6 protein-coding genes are annotated in these 22,285 nt (G+C 73.6%); 5 read left to right on the forward strand and 1 reads right to left on the reverse strand.

Translation table 11 applies throughout. The features are described 5' to 3' along the window. The first annotated feature begins 14 nt into the window (after positions 1 to 14). A complete protein-coding gene (locus ACFV8H_RS21615; RefSeq protein WP_375890486.1) occupies positions 15 to 515 on the forward strand; it encodes an FBP domain-containing protein in 501 nt (166 codons plus the stop codon). Between the two features lie 91 nt (positions 516 to 606). Here ACFV8H_RS21615 and ACFV8H_RS21620 read toward each other — a convergent pair whose 3' ends face one another. Next, positions 607 to 2,472, reverse strand: coding sequence for an amino acid adenylation domain-containing protein (locus tag ACFV8H_RS21620; RefSeq protein WP_380402230.1), 1,866 nt, complete (start codon positions 2,470 to 2,472; stop codon positions 607 to 609). 304 nt (positions 2,473 to 2,776) lie between these two features. On the opposite strand from ACFV8H_RS21620, the gene ACFV8H_RS21625 reads away from it, so the two are divergent. The 4 genes from ACFV8H_RS21625 to ACFV8H_RS21640 all read left to right on the forward strand — a co-directional run bounded on the left by ACFV8H_RS21625 (position 2,777) and on the right by ACFV8H_RS21640 (position 22,248). Further along, entirely contained in the window at positions 2,777 to 6,136 is a 3,360-nt protein-coding gene (locus ACFV8H_RS21625; RefSeq protein ID WP_380402233.1) for an amino acid adenylation domain-containing protein, read from the forward strand. 59 nt (positions 6,137 to 6,195) lie between these two features. After that, the gene (locus ACFV8H_RS21630) at positions 6,196 to 7,014 is read left to right on the forward strand and encodes a phytanoyl-CoA dioxygenase family protein (protein ID WP_380402236.1); all 819 of its coding nucleotides are present in this window, start codon (positions 6,196 to 6,198) and stop codon (positions 7,012 to 7,014) included. Between the two features lie 196 nt (positions 7,015 to 7,210). After that, complete coding sequence (locus ACFV8H_RS21635) at positions 7,211 to 18,280, forward strand: amino acid adenylation domain-containing protein (RefSeq protein ID WP_380402239.1); 11,070 nt, start codon at positions 7,211 to 7,213, stop codon at positions 18,278 to 18,280. Continuing rightward, the gene (locus ACFV8H_RS21640) at positions 18,280 to 22,248 is read left to right on the forward strand and encodes an amino acid adenylation domain-containing protein (protein ID WP_380402242.1); all 3,969 of its coding nucleotides are present in this window, start codon (positions 18,280 to 18,282) and stop codon (positions 22,246 to 22,248) included. Before ACFV8H_RS21635 ends, ACFV8H_RS21640 begins: the two co-directional genes overlap by 1 nt. The last annotated feature ends 37 nt before the right edge of the window (positions 22,249 to 22,285 follow it).

A 22,285-nucleotide genomic window follows, 5' to 3' on the forward strand; every position in this document is an offset into this window, starting at 1 on the left:
CTAGGATCTGCCAAATGCGCGCACTCGACGACAACGAAGTCCGTGAATCCTTCGTCAACTGCACCAAGGGAGAGGCGCGCAGGCTCAGCCTTCCCCGCAACCTCTCCGAACTCCCCTGGGACGACCTGGACTTCCTGGGCTGGCGGGATCCGGGCGCGCCCGACCGCGGCTACCTGGTGGTGGAGCGGGGCGACGGCCTGGTGGGGATCACCCTGCGGTCGCCGAACGTCCGGCGCAGCCTGACGAAGACCAACGTCTGCTCGCTGTGCATCACCATCCACGGCGGCAGCGGGGTCGCCCTGCTCTCCGCCCGGCTGGCCGGCCCGGCCGGGCGCGAGGGGAACACCGTCGGCACGTACATCTGCGCCGACCTGGCCTGTTCGCTGTACGTGCGCGGCAAGCGCAGGTCGGCCTCGGTCAGCCGCCCCGAGGAGTCGCTCTCGCTGGAGGAGCAGATCGCCCGCACGATGACCAACCTCGACGCCTTCGTGGCGCAGGTGCTCAAGAAGGTGTGACCCGCGGGCCGCGGGCGGCGAGCCGCGGACGCGGGAGGCCGGAGGCCGACGACCCGGGTGGTCGTCGGCCTCCGGCGTCACGACGCCCCGGTCACGACGCCCCGGCCTCGAAGGCCTCCCGCAGGTGGGCCGTGAACCGCTCGACCGTGGGACGTTCGTAGAGCGCCTCGGCGCCAAGGCGCAGTCCGGTGAGGGCCTCGATCCGGTCCACGATCCCGGCCGCCAGCAGGGAGTGGCCGCCCAGCTCGAAGAAGTCGTCCCGCACGCCCACCGGTTGGACCCCGAGCGCCTCGGCCCAGACCTCGGCGATGATGCCCTCGATCTCGTCCCGCGGCGCCGCGTACGGCGTGCCGAGGTCCGGGCGGCCTTCGTCGGGGCGGGGCAGGGCCCGCCGGTCGACCTTGCCGTTCGGGGTCAGCGGCAGTGCGTCCAGGGCCACGAAGCGGCCGGGGACCATGTGCTCCGGCAGGCTGCGGCGGCACCAGTCCCGCAGCGCGGCGACCTCGGGCGCCCGGCCGCTCCGCCAGACCCCGTACGCGACCAGGACGGTGCCGCCCGGGAGGTCCTCGCGGGCCAGCACGGCGACGGCGAAGGCCTCCGGGTGGGCGCCGAGCACCGCCTCGACCTCGCCGAGGTCGATCCGCATGCCGCGCAGCTTGACCTCGTGGTCGATCCGCCCGAGGAAGTCCAGGCAGCCGTCCGGGCGGCGGCGCACCAGGTCACCGGTGCGGTAGGCCCGGGCGGACGCCTCCGGGAAGCCGGGCTGCGGGGAACCGGCCTCCGGGGAGCCGGGCTGCGGGGAACCCGCCCGCGGCGCGCCGGGGTGCGGCACGAACCGCTCGGCGGTCAGCCCGGGGCGCCGCCAGTACCCGTGGGCGACCCCGGCCCCGCCGATCCACAGCTCGCCCGGGGTGCCGTCGGGGACGGCCGCACCCGCGTCGTCCACCACCAGTACGTCGGTGCCGCGGATCGGGCGCCCGATCGACACCCGGCCGCCGGGGTCGACCTCCCAGGCCGTGGCCCAGACGGTCGTCTCGGTGGGCCCGTAGACGTTGGTGACGGCGGACGCCACGCCGGCCAGCGCCCCGGCCAGTTCGGCGGTCAGCGCCTCGCCGCCGACGACGACCCGCAGGCCCGGCACCCGCTCCCGGAGTTCGGGGACGAGCAGGCGCAGCAGCGAGGGCGTGGACTGCAGCAGGGTCGCCGCCGAGCCCCGGACCGCCTCGGCCAGCCGCCGTGGGTCGTGCACCAGTTCACGCCCGGCCAGTACGACGGTGCCACCGCTGACCAGCGGCCCGAAGATCTCCAGCACGGCGATGTCGAAGGAGACGGTGGTGATCGCGAAGAACCGGTCCTCGGGGCCCAGCGCGAACCGCTCGACCATGTCGGCCAGGAAGTTCACCACGCCGGCGTGCCGGACCATCACGCCCTTGGGCAGGCCGGTGGAGCCCGAGGTGTAGATCAGGTAGGCGAGGTCGTCGGGTCCGGCGAGGCCGTCGAGGCGGGCCTGCCCGTCCGGAGCGTCCGGCCCGTCCGGGTCCTCGGTGTGCTGCGGCCCGTCCAGGTCCTCCAGCAGGAGTTCCGGGAGGCCCTCGGCCCAGGCCCGGCCGCTGTGGTGACGGTCGGTCACCAGTACGGCGGCTTCGGCGTCCTCGACCATGAAGCGCAGCCGCCCGTCCGGGTACGAGGGGTCGAGCGGCAGGTAGGCGGCGCCCGCCTTGAGGACCGCCAGCAGGGCCGCGACCAGGCCGGTGCCGCGTTCGACGGCCACCGCGACGTGGCTGCCGGGGGTGACGCCGCGGGCCCGCAGGGCCCGGGCCAGCCGGTCGGCCCGGGCGTTCAGCTGCCGGTAGGTCGTCCGGTCCGGCCCGCTGACCACCGCGAGCGCGTCCGGGGTGCGGCCGACCTGGGCCTCCACCATCCGGTGGACCGTCGGCGCGTCGTCTGCGGAGAGCATGGATCCCCCATCGTCGGGTACGGTGCGGACTGCGTCGACAGAGCGATCCTGCAACGGGGCGGGCCCCGGGAACAAGATCCATGGGCGATCATCCCGCCCTGATGTCCAGTTCATGACAATATCTCACCTCTCGTCGGCCCCTGCGCCGGTACGGCGCGATTCCGGCGAGTTTCCCGACGGGGCAATACCGTTCGGGGAAAACTCGGGCTACCGAACCTCCCCGGTTCCTGGCAGACTCGACGATTGATCGACAACGGGGCCGTCGCGGACACAATCTCCCGGCCCCCTACGAACTTCCACAACCATGAGGCCGGGCACGTCGATTGACACAGTGCCGTCGACACGGGGGTGCGGCGTGAATTCCGAGAACGAACTCCTTCGACGCCTACGCGAAAACCGTAGGACCACGACCGGAAAACCGACGGTCGAACACCTTCCGGCGACCGGACCGATTCCCGCGTCGAGTTCCCAGCAACGCCTGTGGTTCCTCGACCGGTTGCACGGCGGCAACGCGGCCTACAACGTCCCGATCGCCGTCCGGATCGACGGCCCGCTCCGGCCCGAGGCCCTCACCACCGCCGTCCGCGAGCTGGTCCGCCGGCACGGGGCGCTGCGGACCCGCTTCACCTTCGACGGCCGGGAGCTCGTCCAGGAGACCGTCTCCGCACCGGAGTTCGACGTCCCGTACCGCACCGTCGAGGGAGCCGACCCGGCCGCCCGGGAGGCCGAGCTCGGCCGCCTGCTGACCGCCGAGGCCCGTCGGCCCTTCGCCCTCGACGGCGAACTCCTCGTCCGGGCAGCACTCCTGCGCACCGAGCCCGAGCGGCACGTCCTCCTGCTGAACGTCCACCACAGCGTGATCGACGGCTGGTCCGAACGGGTCCTCCTCGCCGAACTGTGGACGCTCTACGACGGCCTGACCACCGGCTCCGCCGCCGAACTCCCGCCGCTGACCGCCACCTTCGCCGACCACGCGCGCCGGGAACGCGCGGCCGTCGACGAGGGCGGGTTCCGGGACGGCCTGCGGTACTGGCAGGAGCAGTTGCGCGGCCCGCTCCCCGGGCTCGACCTGCCCACCGACCGCCCCCGGCCCGCGCGGCCGAGCTTCGCGGGCGACGCCGTCCTGCTCGAACTGCCGCCGCCGCTCACCGCCCGGGTCGGCGAGCTCTGCCGGGCCGAGGGCGTCACCCCCTTCATGCTGGCGGCGGCCGTCCTGAACGTCGTGCTGTCGCACCGCACCGGCGGCACGGACCTGGTGATCGGCACGCCGGTCGCCAACCGGCGGCAGCCGGAGTTCCACGGCGTCGTGGGCTTCTTCGCCAACACGGTGGCGCTGCGCACCAGCCTGGCCGGCTCCCCCGACGTCCGGGAGCTGCTGCGCCGCACCCGCGGCACGGTGGCGGCGGCGCAGGCCCACGAGGCCGTCCCCTTCGCCCAGGTGGTCGAGGCCGTCGCCCCTGGGCGCGACCGGACCGGCGCCGCGCCCTTCCAGGTCCTCTGCACCTACACGGACCTCCACGACTCCCCGGCCCCCCGAGCGCCCGGAACGGCCCTGAGCACCGGGTTCGTCGAGATCGCCGGGTGCAGCACCCGCTTCGACCTGGAGGTCCAGGTCGAGCGCCGCCCGACCGGCCTGGTCTGCCGCTTCGTCTACGCCACCGAGCTCTTCGACCGCGACCGGATCCGGCGACTGGCGGAGCACTACCTGGAGGTGCTGACCGCCGCCGTGGCCGACCCGGGCCGGCCCGTCGCCGACCTCCCCCCGGTCTCCGCGGCGGAACGCGCCCTGCTGCTGGCCACCGGCACCGGCGAGCAGCTCGCGCCGCCCCCGCGTACCGTCCCCGAGCTCTTCCAGGACCAGGCCGCCCGCACCCCGGACGCCACGGCGCTGCTGTACGAGGGCGAGGCACTCGGCTACGCGGAGCTGAACCGCCGCGCCAACCGGCTCGCCCACGCGCTGATCGCCCGGGGCGCCGGGCCCGAGCGGGTGGTCGCGCTGCTGCTGCCGCGCTCCCCGGACATGTTCGTCGGCCTGCTGTCGGTGCTCAAGACCGGGGCGGTCTACCTGCCGGTCGACCCGGACTACCCGCCCGAGCGGATCGCCCACCTGCTCGGCGACGCGCGCCCCGTCCTCGCCCTCACCCACGCCGACACCGCGCCGGCCCTGCCGAACGGCGTCCCCCAGCTGCGGACGGACACCGCCGACACCGCCGCGGAACTCGCCGAGCGACCGGACCACGACCCCGAGGACCGCGACCGCACCGCCCCGCTGCACCCGCAGCAGTCCGCCTACCTGATCTACACCTCGGGCTCGACCGGCACCCCCAAGGGCGTCCTGATGCCCGCCGCCGGCCTGCTCAACCTGCTGACCTGGCACCGCGCCGCCTTCCCCGGCGGCCCCGGCACCAGGACCGCCCAGTTCTGCGCGATCGGCTTCGACGCGTCCGTCCAGGAGATCCTGACCACCCTGGTGACGGGCAAGACCCTGGTCGTCCCCACCGACGCGATCCGCCGCAGCCCGGAGGACCTGGCCGCGTGGATCGAGCGGTACGAGGTCGACGAGCTGTTCGCACCCACCTCGGTGATCGAGGCCCTGTACGAGGCGGCCGAGGAGCACGGACGGGCCCTCACCCCGCTGCGCACCGTCTACCAGGGCGGCGAGGCGCTGACCACCAGCGCCCGGACCCGCGCCTTCCACCACCCCGACACCGGCCGGCGGCTGCACAACGTCTACGGGCCGGCCGAGACCCACGCCGTCACCGCGTACAGCCCGGCAGCGGACAGCACCGCCTGGCCGGCCACCGCCCCGATCGGCGGCCCGATCGCCAACACCCGGGTGTACCTGCTGGATCCGGGCCTGCGCCTGGTCCCGTACGGCGTGGTCGGCGAGGTCCACCTGGCCGGAGCCGGCGTCGCCCGGGGCTACGCGGGCCGGCCCGACCGGACCGCGGAACGCTTCCTGCCCGACCCGTTCGGGCCGCCCGGTTCGCGGATGTACCGCACCGGCGACCTGGCCCAGTGGCTGCCCGACGGGACCCTGGCCTTCCTCGGCCGGGCGGACCACCAGGTCAAGATCCGGGGCTTCCGGGTGGAGCCCGGGGAGATCGAGGAGGCCCTGACCCGGCACCCGGCCGTGGCCCGGGCGGCGGTGCTGGCGCGGGAGGACCGGCCCGGCGGGAAGACCCTGGTCGGCTACCTCGTCCCGGCCCCGGCCCCGGCCGCCCCCGATCACGTTGTCGGCCCTGCCGCCGACCCCGCCCCGACTCCGGCGGAGCTGCGCCAGCACCTGTCCCGCACGCTGCCCTCCTTCATGCTGCCCGCGTCCTACGTATGGCTCGACCGGCTGCCGCTGACCCCGAACGGCAAGCTCGACCGGGCCGCCCTCCCCGCACCCGAGGCCGAACCCCCCTCCGCCCCACGGGAGTTCACCAGCGAGACCGAACGGCGGCTGAGCGCGGTCTTCGCCAAGGTCCTGCGCAGGCCGGACATCGACGTCGACCGGAGCTTCTTCGACCTCGGCGGGCACTCGCTGCTCGCCACCCGGCTGATCAACCGGATCCGCTCGGAGCTGGGCGTCGAACTGCCGCTCCGCGCGCTCTTCGAGACCCCCACGGTGGCCGAGCTGGCCGCGCTGCTGGACAGCGCCGCCGCGACCGGCCGGTGACACTGTGTTGAACCCGCACACCGACGTGCGCCCACCCACCGACGCAGGAGTGTCGTGCCATGACCGAACCCGATGTCGACTTCGACGGAATCCTTGAGCGGTACCGCCGGGACGGCTTCGTCGTCCTCCCCGCCCTGATCCCCGACCAGCTCCTCCAGGAGATCCGCCGGGCGCTCCCCGCCCTCCTCGCCGAGGACGGCCCGCAGCGCTTCTTCGAGCAGGACGGCAGCACCGTCCGCGCCGTCTACGGCCTGCACCGCAAGGACGCCCCCTGGCGCACCGTCAGCGAGGAGACGCTCCTCCCCCGCGCGGCACGGACGCTGCTGGGCGGGGACATGTACGTCTACCAGTGGAAGATCAACCCGAAGGCCGCCAACACCGGTGACCGCTGGGAGTGGCACCGCGACTTCACCTTCTGGCAGCGGGAGGACGGCATGCCCGCGCCCGACGCGCTCACCGCGGCCGTCTTCCTGGACGAGGTCACCGAGGAGAACGGCCCGCTCCAGCTGATCCCCGGCAGCCACGCCGTCGCGACCAGGTACGAGACCGCCGAGGAACAGCGGGCGGACAGCGCGAGCCGCGCGGACGACAACTGGTCGGCCATCGTCTCCGCCAACCTGTCGCACTCGATCCCGCCGGCCGTGGCCGAGGAACTCGCCGAGGAGCACGGCGTCCACCGGGCGACCGGGCCCGCCGGGACGGTGGTGCTGTTCAGCAGCAACATCGTGCACGGCTCCTCGCCCAACCGGTCCGGGCAGCCCCGGACGCTCGCGCTGATCAGCTACAACACGGTGGGCAACGCTCCGGCGGAGTGGGCGAACCCGCGCCCCGAGTTCTTCCTCAACCACGACGCGACGGCGCTGGACGTCCGCTCCTGACCGCACGGCACGCCGGGGCCTCCGGGCCCGCCACCGCGCGGGCCCCGAGGCCCTGACGGCACGGAGCCCGAGGCCATCGCCGCGCGGGCCCGGAGGCCATGACCGCGCGGGCCGCGCGCCGCCACCGGCCGACGCCGCCCGCCCGCTCCTCCGATCACGAGACCATCCACAGAACCCTCCATGAAGTGGACACGACATGCCCCTCGCCGATGAGAACTCCCCCCTGCCCCGCCGGGACATCGCGAGCGAGGTGGTGGACGTGGACATGGACGTGGACGTGGACGTCTCCACGGTTCGGCGGGAGGAGCGGACCGGCTCGGCACCGCTCTCGTACGCCCAGGAACGCCTCTGGTTCCTCGACCGGATGGACCCCGGCAACAACGCCTACACCGTCCCCGTCGCCCTCCACCTGCGCGGCGAGCTCGACCGGGCGGCCCTGGCCCGGGCCCTGGGCCGACTCGTGGACCGGCACGAGATCCTGCGCACCCGGTTCACCGAAGGCCCGGACGGCACACCCGTCCAGGTCGTGGACCCGCGCGGCGAGCTCCCGCTCACCCCCGTCGACGCGGCTGGCTGGGACGACGCCCGGCTCTCCGAAGCGCTGCACCGGGAGGCCTACCGGCCCTTCGACCTCGCCCGCGGCCCGCTCGCCCGGGCCTCCCTCCTCCGGCGCGGGCCGCAGGAGCACGTGCTGCTGCTGACCATGCACCACATCGTCACCGACGGCTGGTCGTCCTGGGTCCTCTCGCAGGAACTGGAGGAGCTGTACGGCGCCTTCCGGCTCGGCGAGGGCGATCCGCTGCCCGAACTCCCGGTGCAGTACGCGGACTTCGCGATCTGGCAGCGCCGCCGGCTGCAAGGAGAACCGGTGGCGGAACACCTCGCCTACTGGCGCGACCGGCTGGCCGGGCTGGAGCCGCTGGACCTGCCCACCGACCGCCCCCGCCCCGCCGTCCGCGGCACCCGCGGCGCCTCCCACAGCATCACCCTGCCGGAGACCCTCACCACCGCGCTCCACGCACTCACCCGGGCCCAGGGGACCACCACCTTCATGGCCCTGCTGGCCACCCACCAGATCCTGCTGGCCGCCTACACCGGCCGCCGGGACATCGCCGTGGGCACCCCCTTCGCCGGCCGCAACCGCTCCGAGATCGAGGACCTGATCGGGTTCTTCGTCAACACCGTGGTGGTCCGGACCGACCTCAGCGGCAACCCGACCGTCCGCGAGGTCCTGGACCGGACCCGCGAGAGCACCCTCGGCGCCTATGCCCACCAGGACCTCCCCTTCGAACGCCTGGTCGCCGAACTCGCCCCCCACCGCGACCTCAGCCGCACCACCCCGCTCTTCCAGACCATGCTCGGCGTCCAGAGCGCCGCCACCGGCACCTGGCAGCTCCCCGGCCTCGACGTCCGCGCCCTTCCGCTGGACGACACGGCCGCCAAGTTCGACCTCACGATCAACGCCACCGAGTCCGACACCGGCCTGACCGTCGAATTCACCTACAGCACCGAGCTGTTCGACCCGGCGACGATCGAGCGGCTGGCCGTCCACTTCCGGAACGTCCTGCGCGTCCTCACCACCGACCCCGACGCCCGGGTGGACGACCTCGACCTCCTGAGCCCCGAGGAACGCCACCGCATCCTGCACGAGTGGAACGACACCGCCGCGCCCTACCCCCACGACCGCACCGTCCACCAACTGGTCCAGGAACAGGCCCGGGTGCGGCCGGACGCGATCGCCCTCGTCCACGGCGACCAGCGGATCGACTACCGCGAACTCGACGAGCGCGCCAACCGACTCGCCCACCGGCTGCGGGAATCCGGGGTCCGCACGGACTCCGCGGTGGGCCTCTGCGCCGAGCGCGGCCCCGAACTCGTCATCGGCCTGCTCGCCGTCCTCAAGGCCGGCGCCGCCTACCTGCCGCTCGACCCCACCCACCCCACCGAACGCCTCACCCGGATCCTCGCCACCGCCCGCACCGCCGTCGTCCTCCACGACGCCCACCTCGCGGACCGCCTGGGCTCGTACGACGGCACCCTCATCGCACTCGGCGACCCCGCCACCGCCACCCGCCCGGCCACCGACCCGGCCGTCGACGTCCGGCCCGACAACCTCGCCTACGTGATCCACACCTCCGGATCCACCGGCACCCCCAAGGGCGTCCAGATCACCCACCGCTCCGCGCTCAACACCTGCGCGGGCATGGCCGAGTCGCTCGCCGTGTCGGCCGAGGACCGGGTGCTCCTGAAGACGCCCTTCGCCTTCGACGTCTCGGTCTGGGAGTTCGTCACCACCCTGATCAGCGGGGCGACCCTGGTGATCGCCCCGCCCGGCGCGGAGCGGGATCCGGCGCTGCTCGCCCGCACGGTGCACGAGACCGGGACGACCGTGCTCAACTTCGTCCCGAGCCTGCTCCAGCGCTACCTCGAAGTCCCCGACGTCCAGCGCCTGTCCGCCTCCCTGCGCATCGTGCTGTGCGGCGGCGAGGTGCTGCCGGCCACCGTCGCCCGGAAGGTCCGGGACTCCCTCGGCGGCGCGGAGTTCCGCAACCTCTACGGTCCGAGCGAGGCGACGATCAACGCCACCTCCCACGACTGCCGTTCGGGGTCGTGGGAGGAACCGGTGCCGATCGGACGACCACTCGACAACACCCGGGCCTACGTCCTGGACCCGGCCGGGCGTCCCGTCCCGATCGGCGTCACCGGTGAGCTGTACATCGGCGGGGACGGCCTCGCCCGCGGCTACCACCACCAACCCGCCCTCACCGCCGACCGGTTCGTCCCCGACCCGTACGTGACCACCCCCGGCGCCCGGCTCTACCGCACCGGCGACCTCGCCCGCTACCGCCCCGACGGCACCCTCGACTTCCTCGGCCGCACCGACGACCAGGTCAAGATCCGCGGCCACCGGATCGAACTCGGCGAGATCGACGCCCGGCTGCTGGAGCACCCCGCCGTCACCGCCGGCACCACCGTCGTCCGCGAGGACACCCCCGGCGACAAACGACTCGTCGCCTACGTCACCACCAACTCCGATACTCCACCCAGCACTTCGGAGCTCCGCGAGCACCTGCGCCGCCACCTGCCCGACTACATGCTCCCCGCCGCCTTCCTCACCCTCGACAAACTGCCGTTGACCCCCAACGGCAAGATCGACCGCCGGGCCCTGCCAGCCCCCGACCACGCCCGCCCCGACCTCGACACCGCCTTCACCGCACCCACCACCCCCGCCGAACAAGCCCTCGCCCGGATCTGGGAAGAAGTCCTCGGCCTCGCCACCGTCGGCATCCACGACAACTTCTTCGACCTCGGCGGACACTCCCTCCTCGCCACCCGCGTCACCTCCCGCCTGCGCACCGAACTCGGCCACGAACTCCCCGTCCGCGCCCTCTTCGAGACCCCCACCATCGCCCGACTCGCCACCATCCTCGGCGCGTCGGCAGCGGTCGACACCACGGCCGTCCGCCGCGCGGAACGACCGGCCGCCGTCCCGCTGTCGTACGCCCAGGAACGCCTCTGGTTCCTCGACCGGATGGATCCCGACGGCAACGCCTACACCGTCCCCGTCGCGCTGCACCTGTTCGGTGCGCTCGACCCGGCAGCCCTGGAACAGGCACTGCGGCAGCTCGCGGCCCGGCACGAGATCCTCCGCACCCGGTTCACCGAGGGAGCGGACTCGGCGCCCGCCCAGGTGATCGAGCCCACCAGCACCCTGCCGCTCGTCCAGGTGGACGCCGGCGACTGGGACGACGTCGACCTCGTGGCAGCACTGCACCAGGAAGCGAGCCGGCCCTTCGACCTCGCGCACGGGCCGCTCGCCCGCGCGCACCTGTTCCGCCTCGACCCGCAGCAGCACGTGCTCCTGCTCTCGATGCACCACATCGTCACCGACGGCTGGTCCTACCGCATCGTCGCCAGGGAACTCGACGAGCTCTACGCGGCCCTCCGCGAGCGACGGCCCAGCCGACTGACCGAACCCGCCCTCCAGTACGCCGACTACGCGATCTGGGAGCGCTCCTGGCTCCAGGGCGAGCTGGTCGAGGGGCAGGCGGCCTACTGGCGGGAGCAACTCGCCGGACTGGAACCGCTGGAGCTCCCCACCGACCGCCCCCGCCCCGCCGTCCGCAGCAGCCGAGGCGCCACCCACACCCTCACCCTGCCCGACACCCTCACCACCGCCCTGCACAAACTCGGCCAGGACCACGGCGTCACTACCTTCATGACCCTGATGGCCACCTACCAGATCCTCCTCCACACCTACACCGGCCACCACGACATCGCCGTCGGCACCCCCGTCGCCAACCGCAACCGCTCCGAAACCGAAGACCTCATCGGCTTCTTCGTCAACACCCTCGTCCTCCGCGCCGACCTCACCGGCAACCCCACCCTCCGCGACGTCCTCAACCGGACCCGCGACACCGCCCTCAACGCCTACGCCCACCAGGACCTCCCCTTCGAACGCCTGGTCTCCGAACTCGCCCCCCACCGCGACCTCAGCCGCACCCCCCTCTTCCAAACCATGCTCACCGTCCACGGCTCGACCACGGACATCTCCCACTGCTGGCAGTTGGCAGGACTGGACGTCCAGACGCTTCCGCTGGACGACACGGTCGCGAAGTTCGACCTGACCGTCAGCGCGACCGAGGCCGGCTCCGAGCTGACGATCGACTTCACCTACAGCACCGACCTGTTCGACGCGTCGACCATCGAGCGGCTGGCCACGCACTTCCAGCACCTGCTCACCGCCGTCACCACCGACCCCGACGCGCGGTTGGACGACCTCGACCTTCTCAGCCCGGACGAGCGCCGTCGCATCCTGCACGAGTGGAACGACACCACCGCGCCCTACCCCCACGACCGCACCGTCCACCAACTCGTCGAACAGCACGCCGCCGAACGCCCCGACGCCATCGCCCTCGTCCAGGGCGACCGACGGTTCAGCTACCGCGAGCTCAACGAGCGCGCCAACCAACTCGCCCACCGGCTAAGGGAATCCGGCGTCCACCCCGACACCACCGTCGGCATCTGCGCCGAACGCAGCCCCGAACTCGTCATCGGCCTGCTCGCCGTCCTCAAAGCCGGCGCCGCCTACCTCCCGCTGGACCCGGCCCACCCCACCGGACGCCTCACCCAGCTGGTCCGCTCCACCGGTACCACCATCGTGCTCCACCATCCCCACCAGACCGGTCTGTCGGCCTCCTTCGGTGGCACCCTCCTCGCCCTGGACGACCCGACGACCGCCGGGCACCCGACCACCGATCCCGATCCCGTCGCCCACCCCGGCAACCTCGCCTTCGTCATCCACACCTCGGGATCCACGGGCACCCCCAAGGGCGTCCAGATCACCCACCAGGCCGTCCTGCGCCTCGCCCACAACACCCGCATCGCCGACACCACCCCCGAGGACGTCTTCCTCCACCTCAACTCCATCGCCTTCGACGCCTCCAGCTACGAGATCTGGACCCCCCTCACCACCGGCGCCACCCTCGCCATCGCCACCCCCGGCCGCACCACCACCGAAACCGCCACCCACGACATCCACACCCACCGACCCACCGTCCTCCTCCTCACCACCGCCCTCTTCCACACCCTGGTGGAGGAGTCCTCGCAGGCGCTGGCCGGGGTCCGGCACGTCCTGACGGGCGGCGAAGCCCTGTCCGCCACCCACGCCCGCACGTTCCTGGAGCTCCACCCCGGCTCGGCCGTCGTCAACGTCTACGGGCCCACCGAGAGCACCACCATGGCCACGTGCTTCACCTGTCGGCCGGGGTCGTGGGAGGGTCCGGTGCCGATCGGGCGGCCGATCGACAACACCCGCATCCACCTCCTCGACCCGGCCGGACGCCCCGTCCCCATCGGCGTCACCGGCGAGCTCTACATCGGCGGCGACGGCCTCGCCCGCGGCTACCACCACCAACCCGCCCTCACCGCCGACCGCTTCGTCCCCGACCCGTACGCGACCACCCCCGGCGCCCGGCTCTACCGCACCGGCGACCTCGCCCGCTACCGCCCCGACGGCACCCTCGACTTCCTCGGCCGCACCGACGACCAAGTCAAGATCCGCGGCCACCGCATCGAGCCCGGCGAGATCGACGCCCGGCTGCTGGAGCACCCCGCCGTCACCGCCAGCACCACCGTCGTCCGCGAGGACACCCCCGGCGACAAACGACTCGTCGCCTACGTCACCACCAACTCCGATACTCCACCCAGCACTTCGGAGCTCCGCGAGCACCTGCGCCGCCACCTGCCCGACTACATGCTCCCCACCGCCTTCCTCACCCTCGACCACCTCCCGCTCACCCCCAACGGCAAGATCGACCGCCGGGCCCTCCCAGCACCCGACCACACCCGCCCCGACCTCGACACCGCCTTCACCGCACCCACCACCCCCAACGAACAAGCCCTCGCCCGGATCTGGACCGACATCCTCGGCCTCGCCACCGTCGGCATCCACGACAACTTCTTCGACCTCGGCGGACACTCCCTCCTCGCCACCCGCGTCACCTCCCGCCTGCGCACCGAACTCGGCCACGAACTCCCCGTCCGCGCCCTCTTCGAGACCCCCACCATCGCCGAGCTAGCCACCGCCCTCGGCGAACCGCAGGCCGCCGGCGCACCGCCCGTCGAAGCAGCCGACCGCCCCGCCGCCATCCCGCTCTCGTACGCCCAGGAACGCCTCTGGTTCCTCGACCAGATGGAGCCGGACAGCAACGCCTACACCGTCCCCGTCGCCCTGCACCTGCTCGGCGACCTGGACCGGTCGGCGCTCGGCACCGCCCTGCGGCAGCTCGTCGCCCGGCACGAAGTCCTGCGCACGCGCTTCCCGTTGGGCGCCGATGCCACCCCCGTCCAGGTCATCGACCGGACCGGCAAGCTGCCGCTGGTCAGCATCGAGGCGGGCCACTGGGACGACGCCGGCCTCGCCCGGGCCCTGGCGGACGAGGCGGCCCTGCCGTTCAACCTCGAACACGGTCCGCTCGCCCGCGCGCGCCTGTTCCACCTCGCCCCGCAGGAACACGTGCTCCTGCTCTCGATGCACCACATCGTCACCGACGGCTGGTCCTACCGCATCGTCATCCGGGAGCTGGAGGAGCTGTACGGCGCCCTCCTGGCCGACCGCGCCGACGGCCCCGACCGCCCTGACCGCCCTGCCGGAGCCGACCGGACGAAGGGGCTACCCGAACTCCCGGTGCAGTACGCCGACTTCGCCCTCTGGCAGCGCCGGTGGCTCCAGGGCGAGGTACTGGAGGGGCAGGCGGCCTACTGGCGGGAGCAACTCGCCGGACTGGAGCCGCTGGATCTCCCCACCGACCGCCCCCGCCCCGCCGTCCGCAGCAGCCGAGGCGCCACCCACACCCTCACCCTTCCGGGCGACCTCGCCACCGCCCTGCACGAGCTCGGCCAGGACCATGGCGTCACCACCTTCATGACCCTGCTGGCCACCTACCAGATCCTCCTCCACACCTACACCGGCCACCACGACATCGCCGTCGGCACCCCCGTCGCCAACCGCAACCGCTCCGAAACCGAAGACCTCATCGGGTTCTTCGTCAACACCCTCGTCCTCCGCGCCGACCTCACCGGCAACCCCACCCTCCGCGAAGTCCTCACCCGGACCCGCGACACCGCCCTCAACGCCTACACCCACCAGGACCTCCCCTTCGAACGCCTGGTCTCCGAACTCGCCCCCCAACGCGACCTCAGCCGCACCCCCCTCTTCCAGACCATGCTCACCGTCCAGGACGCCACCCTCGACAGCTGGCAGCTCCCCGGCCTGGACGTCCGCACCCTCCCGCTCGGCGACGACGTCGCCAAGTTCGACCTCACGGTCACGGCCACCGAGTCCGACACCGGCCTGACCGTCGACTTCACCTACAGCACCGACCTGTTCGACGCGTCGACCATCGAGCGACTGGCCACGCACTTCCAGCACCTGCTCACCGCCGTCACCACCGACCCCGACGCACGGTTGGACGACCTCGACCTCCTCAGCCCCGACGAGCGCCGCCGCATCCTGCACGAGTGGAACGACACCACCGCGCCCTACCCCCACGACCGCACCGTCCACCAACTCGTCGAACAGCACGCCGCCGAACGCCCCGACGCCATCGCCCTCGTCCAGGGCGACCGACGGTTCAGCTACCGCGAGCTCAACGAGCGCGCCAACCAACTCGCCCACCGGATCCGGGAATCCGGCGTCCACCCCGACACCACCGTCGGCATCTGCGCCGAACGCAGCCCCGAACTCGTCATCGGCCTGCTCGCCGTCCTCAAGGCCGGCGCCGCCTACCTCCCGCTCGACCCCACCCACCCCACCGAACGCCTCACCCACCTCCTGGCCTCCACCCGCACCGCCGTCGTCCTCCACCACCCCCACCAGGCCGATCTGTTGGCCTCCTTCGGCGGCACCCTGATCCCGCTGGACGATCCGGCCACGGCCGACCGGCCGGCCGCCGATCCCGGCCACCCCGTCGGCCCGCACAACCTCGCCTACGTGATCTACACCTCCGGCTCCACCGGCACCCCCAAGGGCGTCCAGATCACCCACCAGGCCGTCCTGCGCCTCGCCCACAACACCCGCATCGCCGACACCACCCCCGAGGACGTCTTCCTCCACCTCAACTCCATCGCCTTCGACGCCTCCAGCTACGAAATCTGGACGCCCCTCACCACCGGCGCCACCCTCACCGTCGCCACCCCCGGCCGCACCACCACCGAAACCGCCACCCACGACATCCACACCCACCGACCCACCGTCCTCCTCCTCACCACCGCCCTGTTCAACGCCCTGATGGACAACGCCCCGCAGGCCTTCACCACGGCCCGCCACGTCCTGGTCGGCGGCGAGGCGCTCTCCCCCACCCACGTCAACGCCTTCCAGGGGCTACACCCGGACAAGAGCCTGGTCAACGTCTACGGGCCGAGCGAGAGCGCGACCATCACCTCCACCGCCCTGCTGTCGACCCGCCAGGGGAGCACCGTCACGATCGGGCGGCCGATCGACAACACCCGCATCCACGTCCTCGACCCGGCCGGACGCCCCGTCCCCATCGGCGTCACCGGCGAGCTCTACATCGGCGGCGACGGCCTCGCCCGCGGCTACCACCACCAACCCGCCCTCACCGCCGACCGCTTCGTCCCCGACCCGTACGCGACCACCCCCGGCGCCCGGCTCTACCGCACCGGCGACCTCGCCCGCTACCGCCCCGACGGCACCCTCGACTTCCTCGGCCGCACCGACGACCAGGTCAAGATCCGCGGCCACCGGATCGAACTCGGAGAGATCGACGCCCGCCTCCAGCAGCATCCGTCCGTGACCGCCGGCACCACCGTCGTCCGCGAGGACACCCCCGGCGACAAGCGGCTCGTCGCCTACCTCACCACCAGCTCACCCACCCCGCCCACCACCACCGAACTCCGCGAGCACCTGCGCCGCCACCTGCCCGACTACATGCTCCCCGCCGCCTTCCTCACCCTCGACCGCCTCCCGCTGACCCCCAACGGCAAGATCGACCGCCGGGCCCTGCCCGCCCCCGACCAGACCCGCCCCGACCTCGACACCGCCTTCGCCGCACCCACCACCCCCGCCGAACAAGCCCTCGCCCGGGTCTGGGAAGAGGTCCTCGGCCTCGCCACCGTCGGCATCCACGACAACTTCTTCGAGCTCGGCGGGGACTCGATCCTGGGCATGCAGGTGATCGCCAAGGCCAAGCGCTTCGGTCTGCGGCTGACCCCCCGGATGATCTTCCAGTACGAGACGGTGGCCGAGATCGCCGCCCACCAGCACCAAGCCGGCGCGGTCGACGCCGAGCAGGGCCGGGTGGCCGGGGACGTCCCGCTGACGCCCGTCCAGCACTGGCTGTTCGACCAGCGCCCCGCCCGACCGGACCACTTCAACCAGTCGGTCCTGCTCGACGTGGCGGGCCTCGCCCCGGAACTGCTGCGGCCCGCGCTGGCAGCGGTGGTCGACCACCACGACGCGCTGCGCCTGCGCTTCCCCCGGGACGGTGCCGGGCCGGCCCGGCACGGCCTCCCGGCCGACCCCGAGCGGCTGCTGAGCGACGTGGACCTCGCGGCCGTCCCGGACGCCGAACTGACCGACCGGCTCCAGCGGTCGGCCGACGAGCTGCAGCGCGGACTGGACATCGCCGAGGGCCCGCTGGTCCGCGGCGCGCTCTTCGACCTCGGCGGGGCCCGCGGCCGGCTGCTGCTGCTCATCGTCCACCACCTGGTGGTGGACGGCGTCTCCTGGCGGATCCTGCTGGAGGACCTCGGCACCGCGTACGCCGCGCTGGCCGCGGGCCGGGAGGTGCTGCTGCCCGCCAAGACGACCTCCTTCCGCGCCTGGTCACGGAGGCTGACCGAGTACGCCCTCTCCCCGGCCGCCACGGACGAGCTGGCGTACTGGACCGCCGCCCCGCCGCCCGTCCCGCTGCCCCGCGACCGCACCGCGCGAGCCGACGGCAAAACCGGCGATGACGGCAACAACAGCACCGACGGCAACACCGTCGCCGCCGAGGAGCTCGTCACCCTCCGGCTGACCGAGGAGTCCACCGAGGCGCTGCTGCGCCAGGTGCCCCGCGCCCTCGGCACCCAGATCAACGACGTGCTGCTCACCGCCCTCACCGAGGCCGTGGCCCGCTGGACCGGCCGCGACACCGTGCACGTCGACCTCGAAGGCCACGGCCGGGAGGACCTCTTCCCCGAGGTCGACCTCTCCCGCACGGTCGGCTGGTTCACCAGCGTCTTCCCGGTCGCCCTGCGCCGGGAGCCCGGCGCCGGGCCCGCCCGGCAGGCGGGTGCCGTCCGCGACCAGCTCGCCCGGGTGCCCCGACGCGGCGTCGGGTACGGGATCCTGCGCCACCTGGGTGCCCCCGGGGCGCGGGAGGCGCTGGGCCGCCCGGCACCGGAGATCAGCTTCAACTACCTCGGCCAGTTCGACCGCGAGCTGCCCGGCCTGGGCGGCTACGCCGACCCCGACCTGCTGCGGGCCGGCGAACTCGACCCGTCGATGCGGCGCGGCCACCTGCTCCAGGTGACCGGCAGCGTGCTCGACGGGCGGCTGCGGATCGACGTCGGCTACGCGCCCGCCGTCCACCACCGGGAGACCGCCCAGGGCCTGGTGGACGCGATGGAGCGCACGCTCACCGCGCTGGTCGCCGCCGCCTCCGGGGGCGCCGGCCCCACCGCCCCCACCGTCCACGACTTCCCCCTGGCCGACCTCGAAGCATCCGATCTGGCCGCCATCCTCAAGAGGTTCTCCTGATGACCCAGCACAACGTCGAGGACATCCACCGGCTCTCCCCGCTCCAGGCCGGGATGCTCTTCCACTCCGTCGACGACTCCGGCGGCGAACAGCCGTACCTGGTACAGACGGTGGACGAGCTGTCCGGGCCGCTGGACCGCTCGGCGTTCCGGCAGACCTGGCAGCAACTCCTGGACCGCCACACGGCGCTGCGAAGCGTCTTCCTCTGGGAGGACCTGCCCGAGCCGCTGCAGGTCGTGCAGCGGCGGGTCGAGCTGCCGCTCGCCGAACTCGACTGGCGGGCCCACCCGGACACCGAGCAGCGCGCCCGCCTGGACGGGCTGCTGCGGGAGAACCGCGCGGCGGGCCTCGACCTCACCGCGGCCCCGCTGTTCCGGCTGACCCTGGTCGCGGTCGCCCCCGGCCGGCACTGGCTGCTGTGGACCTTCCACCACCTGCTGCTCGACGGCTGGAGCCTCCCGCTGCTCCAGCGGGAGTTCGCCGAGCTGTACCGGGCGGCGCTGAGCAGCGTCCCGGCCCGGCTCCCCGCGCCCGTGCCGTACTCCCGCTACATCGCCTGGCTGGACGCCCAACCGAAGGCGGCGGCCCGGGAGTTCTGGCAGTCGTACCTGGCGGGCTTCGCGGAGCCGACCCGGCTCGGGGTGGACGGGCCGACCGGGCGGACCGGCTTCGCCGCCCACGAGCTGGTGCTGGACCGGGCGCGGTGCGCGCGGGTGCGCGAGTTCGCCCAGCGCAGCCGGGTGACGGTGAACGTCCTGGTGCAGGCCGCCTGGGCGCTGCTGCTCAGCCGGTACGGCAACGGCGAGGACGTGCTGTTCGGCACCACCGTGGCAGGGCGGCCGCCGACCCTGGCCGGTGCGGAGTCGATGGTGGGGATGTTCATCAACACCCTGCCGGTCCGGCTCCGGGTGCCCGGCGGGGAACGGGTGTCGGCGTGGCTGCGCCAGGTGCAGCGGCAGCAGGCCGAGTACCGGCAGTACGAGTTCGGGGCGCTGTCGGAGATCCACGGCTGGAGCGGGCTGCCGAAGGGCTCGCCGCTGTTCCGGTCGATCCTGGTGTTCGAGAACTACCCGGCCGCCCCTGAGCCGGGGCGGCCGGACGAGCTGACCGCCGAGACCCTCCTCAGCGTGGAGAACACCGGCTATCCGCTCACCCTGGTCGCCTACGCGGGCCGGGAGCTGGGGGTCCGGTTCTCGTACGACCGCAGCGTGTTCGACCGGGCCGCGGTCGAACGGATGGCGGGGCACTTCGAGAACCTGCTCGACGCCCTGGTCGCCGCCCCGGACGCCCGGCTGGACGACCTCGACCTGCTCGGCCCCGAGGAGCGCCACCGGCTCCTACGGGACGGGAACGACACCGCCGCGCCCCGCCCGCCGGAGCGCACCGTCCACCAGCTGGTCGAGGAGCAGGCCCGCGCGCGGCCGGACGCCGTCGCCCTGGTGCACGGCGACCGGCGGCTGCGCTACCGCGAGCTCAACGAGCGGGCCAACCGGCTCGCCCACCGGCTCCGGGGCCTCGGCGCCCGGCCGGACACCACCGTCGGGGTCTGCGCCGAGCGCGGGCCCGAGCTGGTCGTCGCCCTGCTCGCCGTCCTCAAGTCCGGCGCCGCCTACCTCCCGCTGGACCCGGCGCACCCCACCGACCGCCTCACCCACCTGCTCCTCTCCACCGGCACCGCCGTCGTGCTCCACGACGCCCACCTCGCGGACCGCCTGGGCCCGTACGACGGCACCCTCCTCGCCCTGGACGACCCCGCCACGGCCGACCACCCCGGCACCGACCCCGACCCCGTCACCCGGCCTGACCACCTCGCCTACGTGATCCACACCTCCGGATCCACCGGCACCCCCAAGGGCGTCCAGATCACCCACCGCAACGTCCTCGGCCTGTTCGCCGCGACCGCCCCGGAGTTCGGCTTCGGGCCACAGGACGCCTGGACCTTCTTCCACTCCTTCGCCTTCGACTTCTCCGTGTGGGAACTGTGGTGCCCGCTGACCACCGGCGGCCGGGTGGTCGTGGTCGACCGGGCGACCGCCACCAGTCCGGCCGAGCTCCTCGACCTGCTGGCCCGGCAGGAGGTGACGGTGCTCAACCAGACCCCGTCCGCCTTCGCGATGCTCCAGCAGGCGCTCGACCCGGCGAGCGCCGCCCGGCTGCGGCTGCGCCTGGTGGTGTTCGGCGGAGAGGCGCTCCGGCCCGCGCGACTGGGCCGCTGGCACGCGCTCATGGGCGAGCGGCCCGTCCGACTGGCCAACATGTACGGCATCACCGAGGTCACCGTGCACGCCACCCTGCGGGACGTCCGGCCCGCCGACATCCTGGCGACGGACCCGGGCTCGCCCGTCGGCCGTCCGCTCGGCAACACCCGGGCGTATGTCCTGGACCCGGCCGGACGGCCCGTCCCGATCGGTGTGCCGGGCGAGCTGTACATCGGCGGCGAGGGCCTGGCCCGCGGCTACCTCGGCCGGCCGGCGCTGACCGCCGAGCGGTTCGTCCCCGACCCCTTCACCCCGGGTGCCCGGCTCTACCGCACCGGCGACCTCGCCCGCCGCCGCGCCGACGGCGACCTGGAGTACCTCGGCCGCGGCGACGACCAGGTCAAGATCCGCGGCCACCGGATCGAGCCCGGCGAGATCGACGCCCGCCTCCAGCAGCACCCGGCCGTCACCGCCAGCACCACCGTCGTCCGCGAGGACGACCCCGGCGACCGGCAGCTCGTCAGCTACCTGACCACCGAGGCCGGGACGGCCCCCACCACCACCGAGCTCCGCGAACACCTGCGCGCCCTCCTGCCCGCCCACATGCTCCCCGCCGCCTTCGTCACCCTCGACCGGCTGCCGCTCACCCCCAACGGCAAGACCGACCGCCGGGCCCTCCCGGCCCCCGGCCGGGCCCGGCCGGAGCTGGCCGCCGACTACACCGCGCCCCGCACGGCCGTCGAGGAGTCCGTCGCCGCGGTCTGGGCGGAGGTCCTCGGCCTCGCCGCCGTCGGGGTCCACGACGACTTCTTCGACCTCGGCGGGGACTCGGTGAAGAGCCTGCGGATCGCCGGGAGACTGCGCCGGCTCGACCTCGCGGTCGGCCCGGGCGACATCCTGCGCAACCCCACCGTCGCGCGGACGGCGGCGGCCGCGCGGGCCGCGGCGGCGGGCGGCCGCACCGAGCGCGGGGCCGACGGTCCCGAGGTGTCCGTCACCTGGCTGAGCCGGGGACCGGACGGGGCACCCGTCCTGTTCTGCTTCCCGGAGATCTCCAACACCGTCCACGGCTACGCCCGGCTGGCGGCCGCGCTCGGCCCCGAGGTCTCGGTGGTCGCACTGGCCGCCGGGCGGCTGCGGGCGGGCGAGGGCCTGCCCGAACTGGCCCGGGCATTTTGGCGGGCGGTCCGCGACGTCCGGCCCACCGGCCCGTACCTGCTCGCCGGGTGGTCGATGGGCGGCGTGGTGGCGGCCGAGGTCGCCCGGCTGATCGAGGAGTCCGGCGAACGGGCCGCGCTGCTGACGCTGTTCGACAGCTGTCTGCCGACGCCGGAGTACCGGGAGCACCTGGCGGGGCGGGCCGAGATCGCCCGGGAGCTGGACGAGAAGCTCCGGGCCGCCGGGCCCGGCTTCCCGGACACCCCGTGGACGGCCGAGGTCGAGGCCCTGCTGCCCGAACTGGACCTGCCGGTGGAGCTGCTGACGCTCGCCCGCGAGGACCTGCTCGCCCACCTGGCGACACTCCGGCACAACCTCGCCGCCCTGATCGCCCACCGGCCGCGCCCGGTGCGCTGCCCGGCGCTGCTCTTCCAGGCGGCGGAGTCGGACTGGCCGGTCCCGCCGGCCGAGGGCTGGGCGGCCTTCGTCGGCTCCCTCACCGTCCGGCCGGCCCGGGGCGGCCACCTCACCCTGCTCCAGGAGCCGTACGTGGCCGGGCTGGCCGCCGAGTTGGGCGCGGCCCTGCGCGACCACCGCCCCACGACCGGCTGACCGGCTGACCGGCTGACCGGCTGACCGGCCCGCGACG

Origin of the sequence: Kitasatospora sp. NPDC059827 (assembly GCF_042731675.1) — a bacterium.
Lineage (GTDB): Bacteria > Actinomycetota > Actinomycetes > Streptomycetales > Streptomycetaceae > Kitasatospora.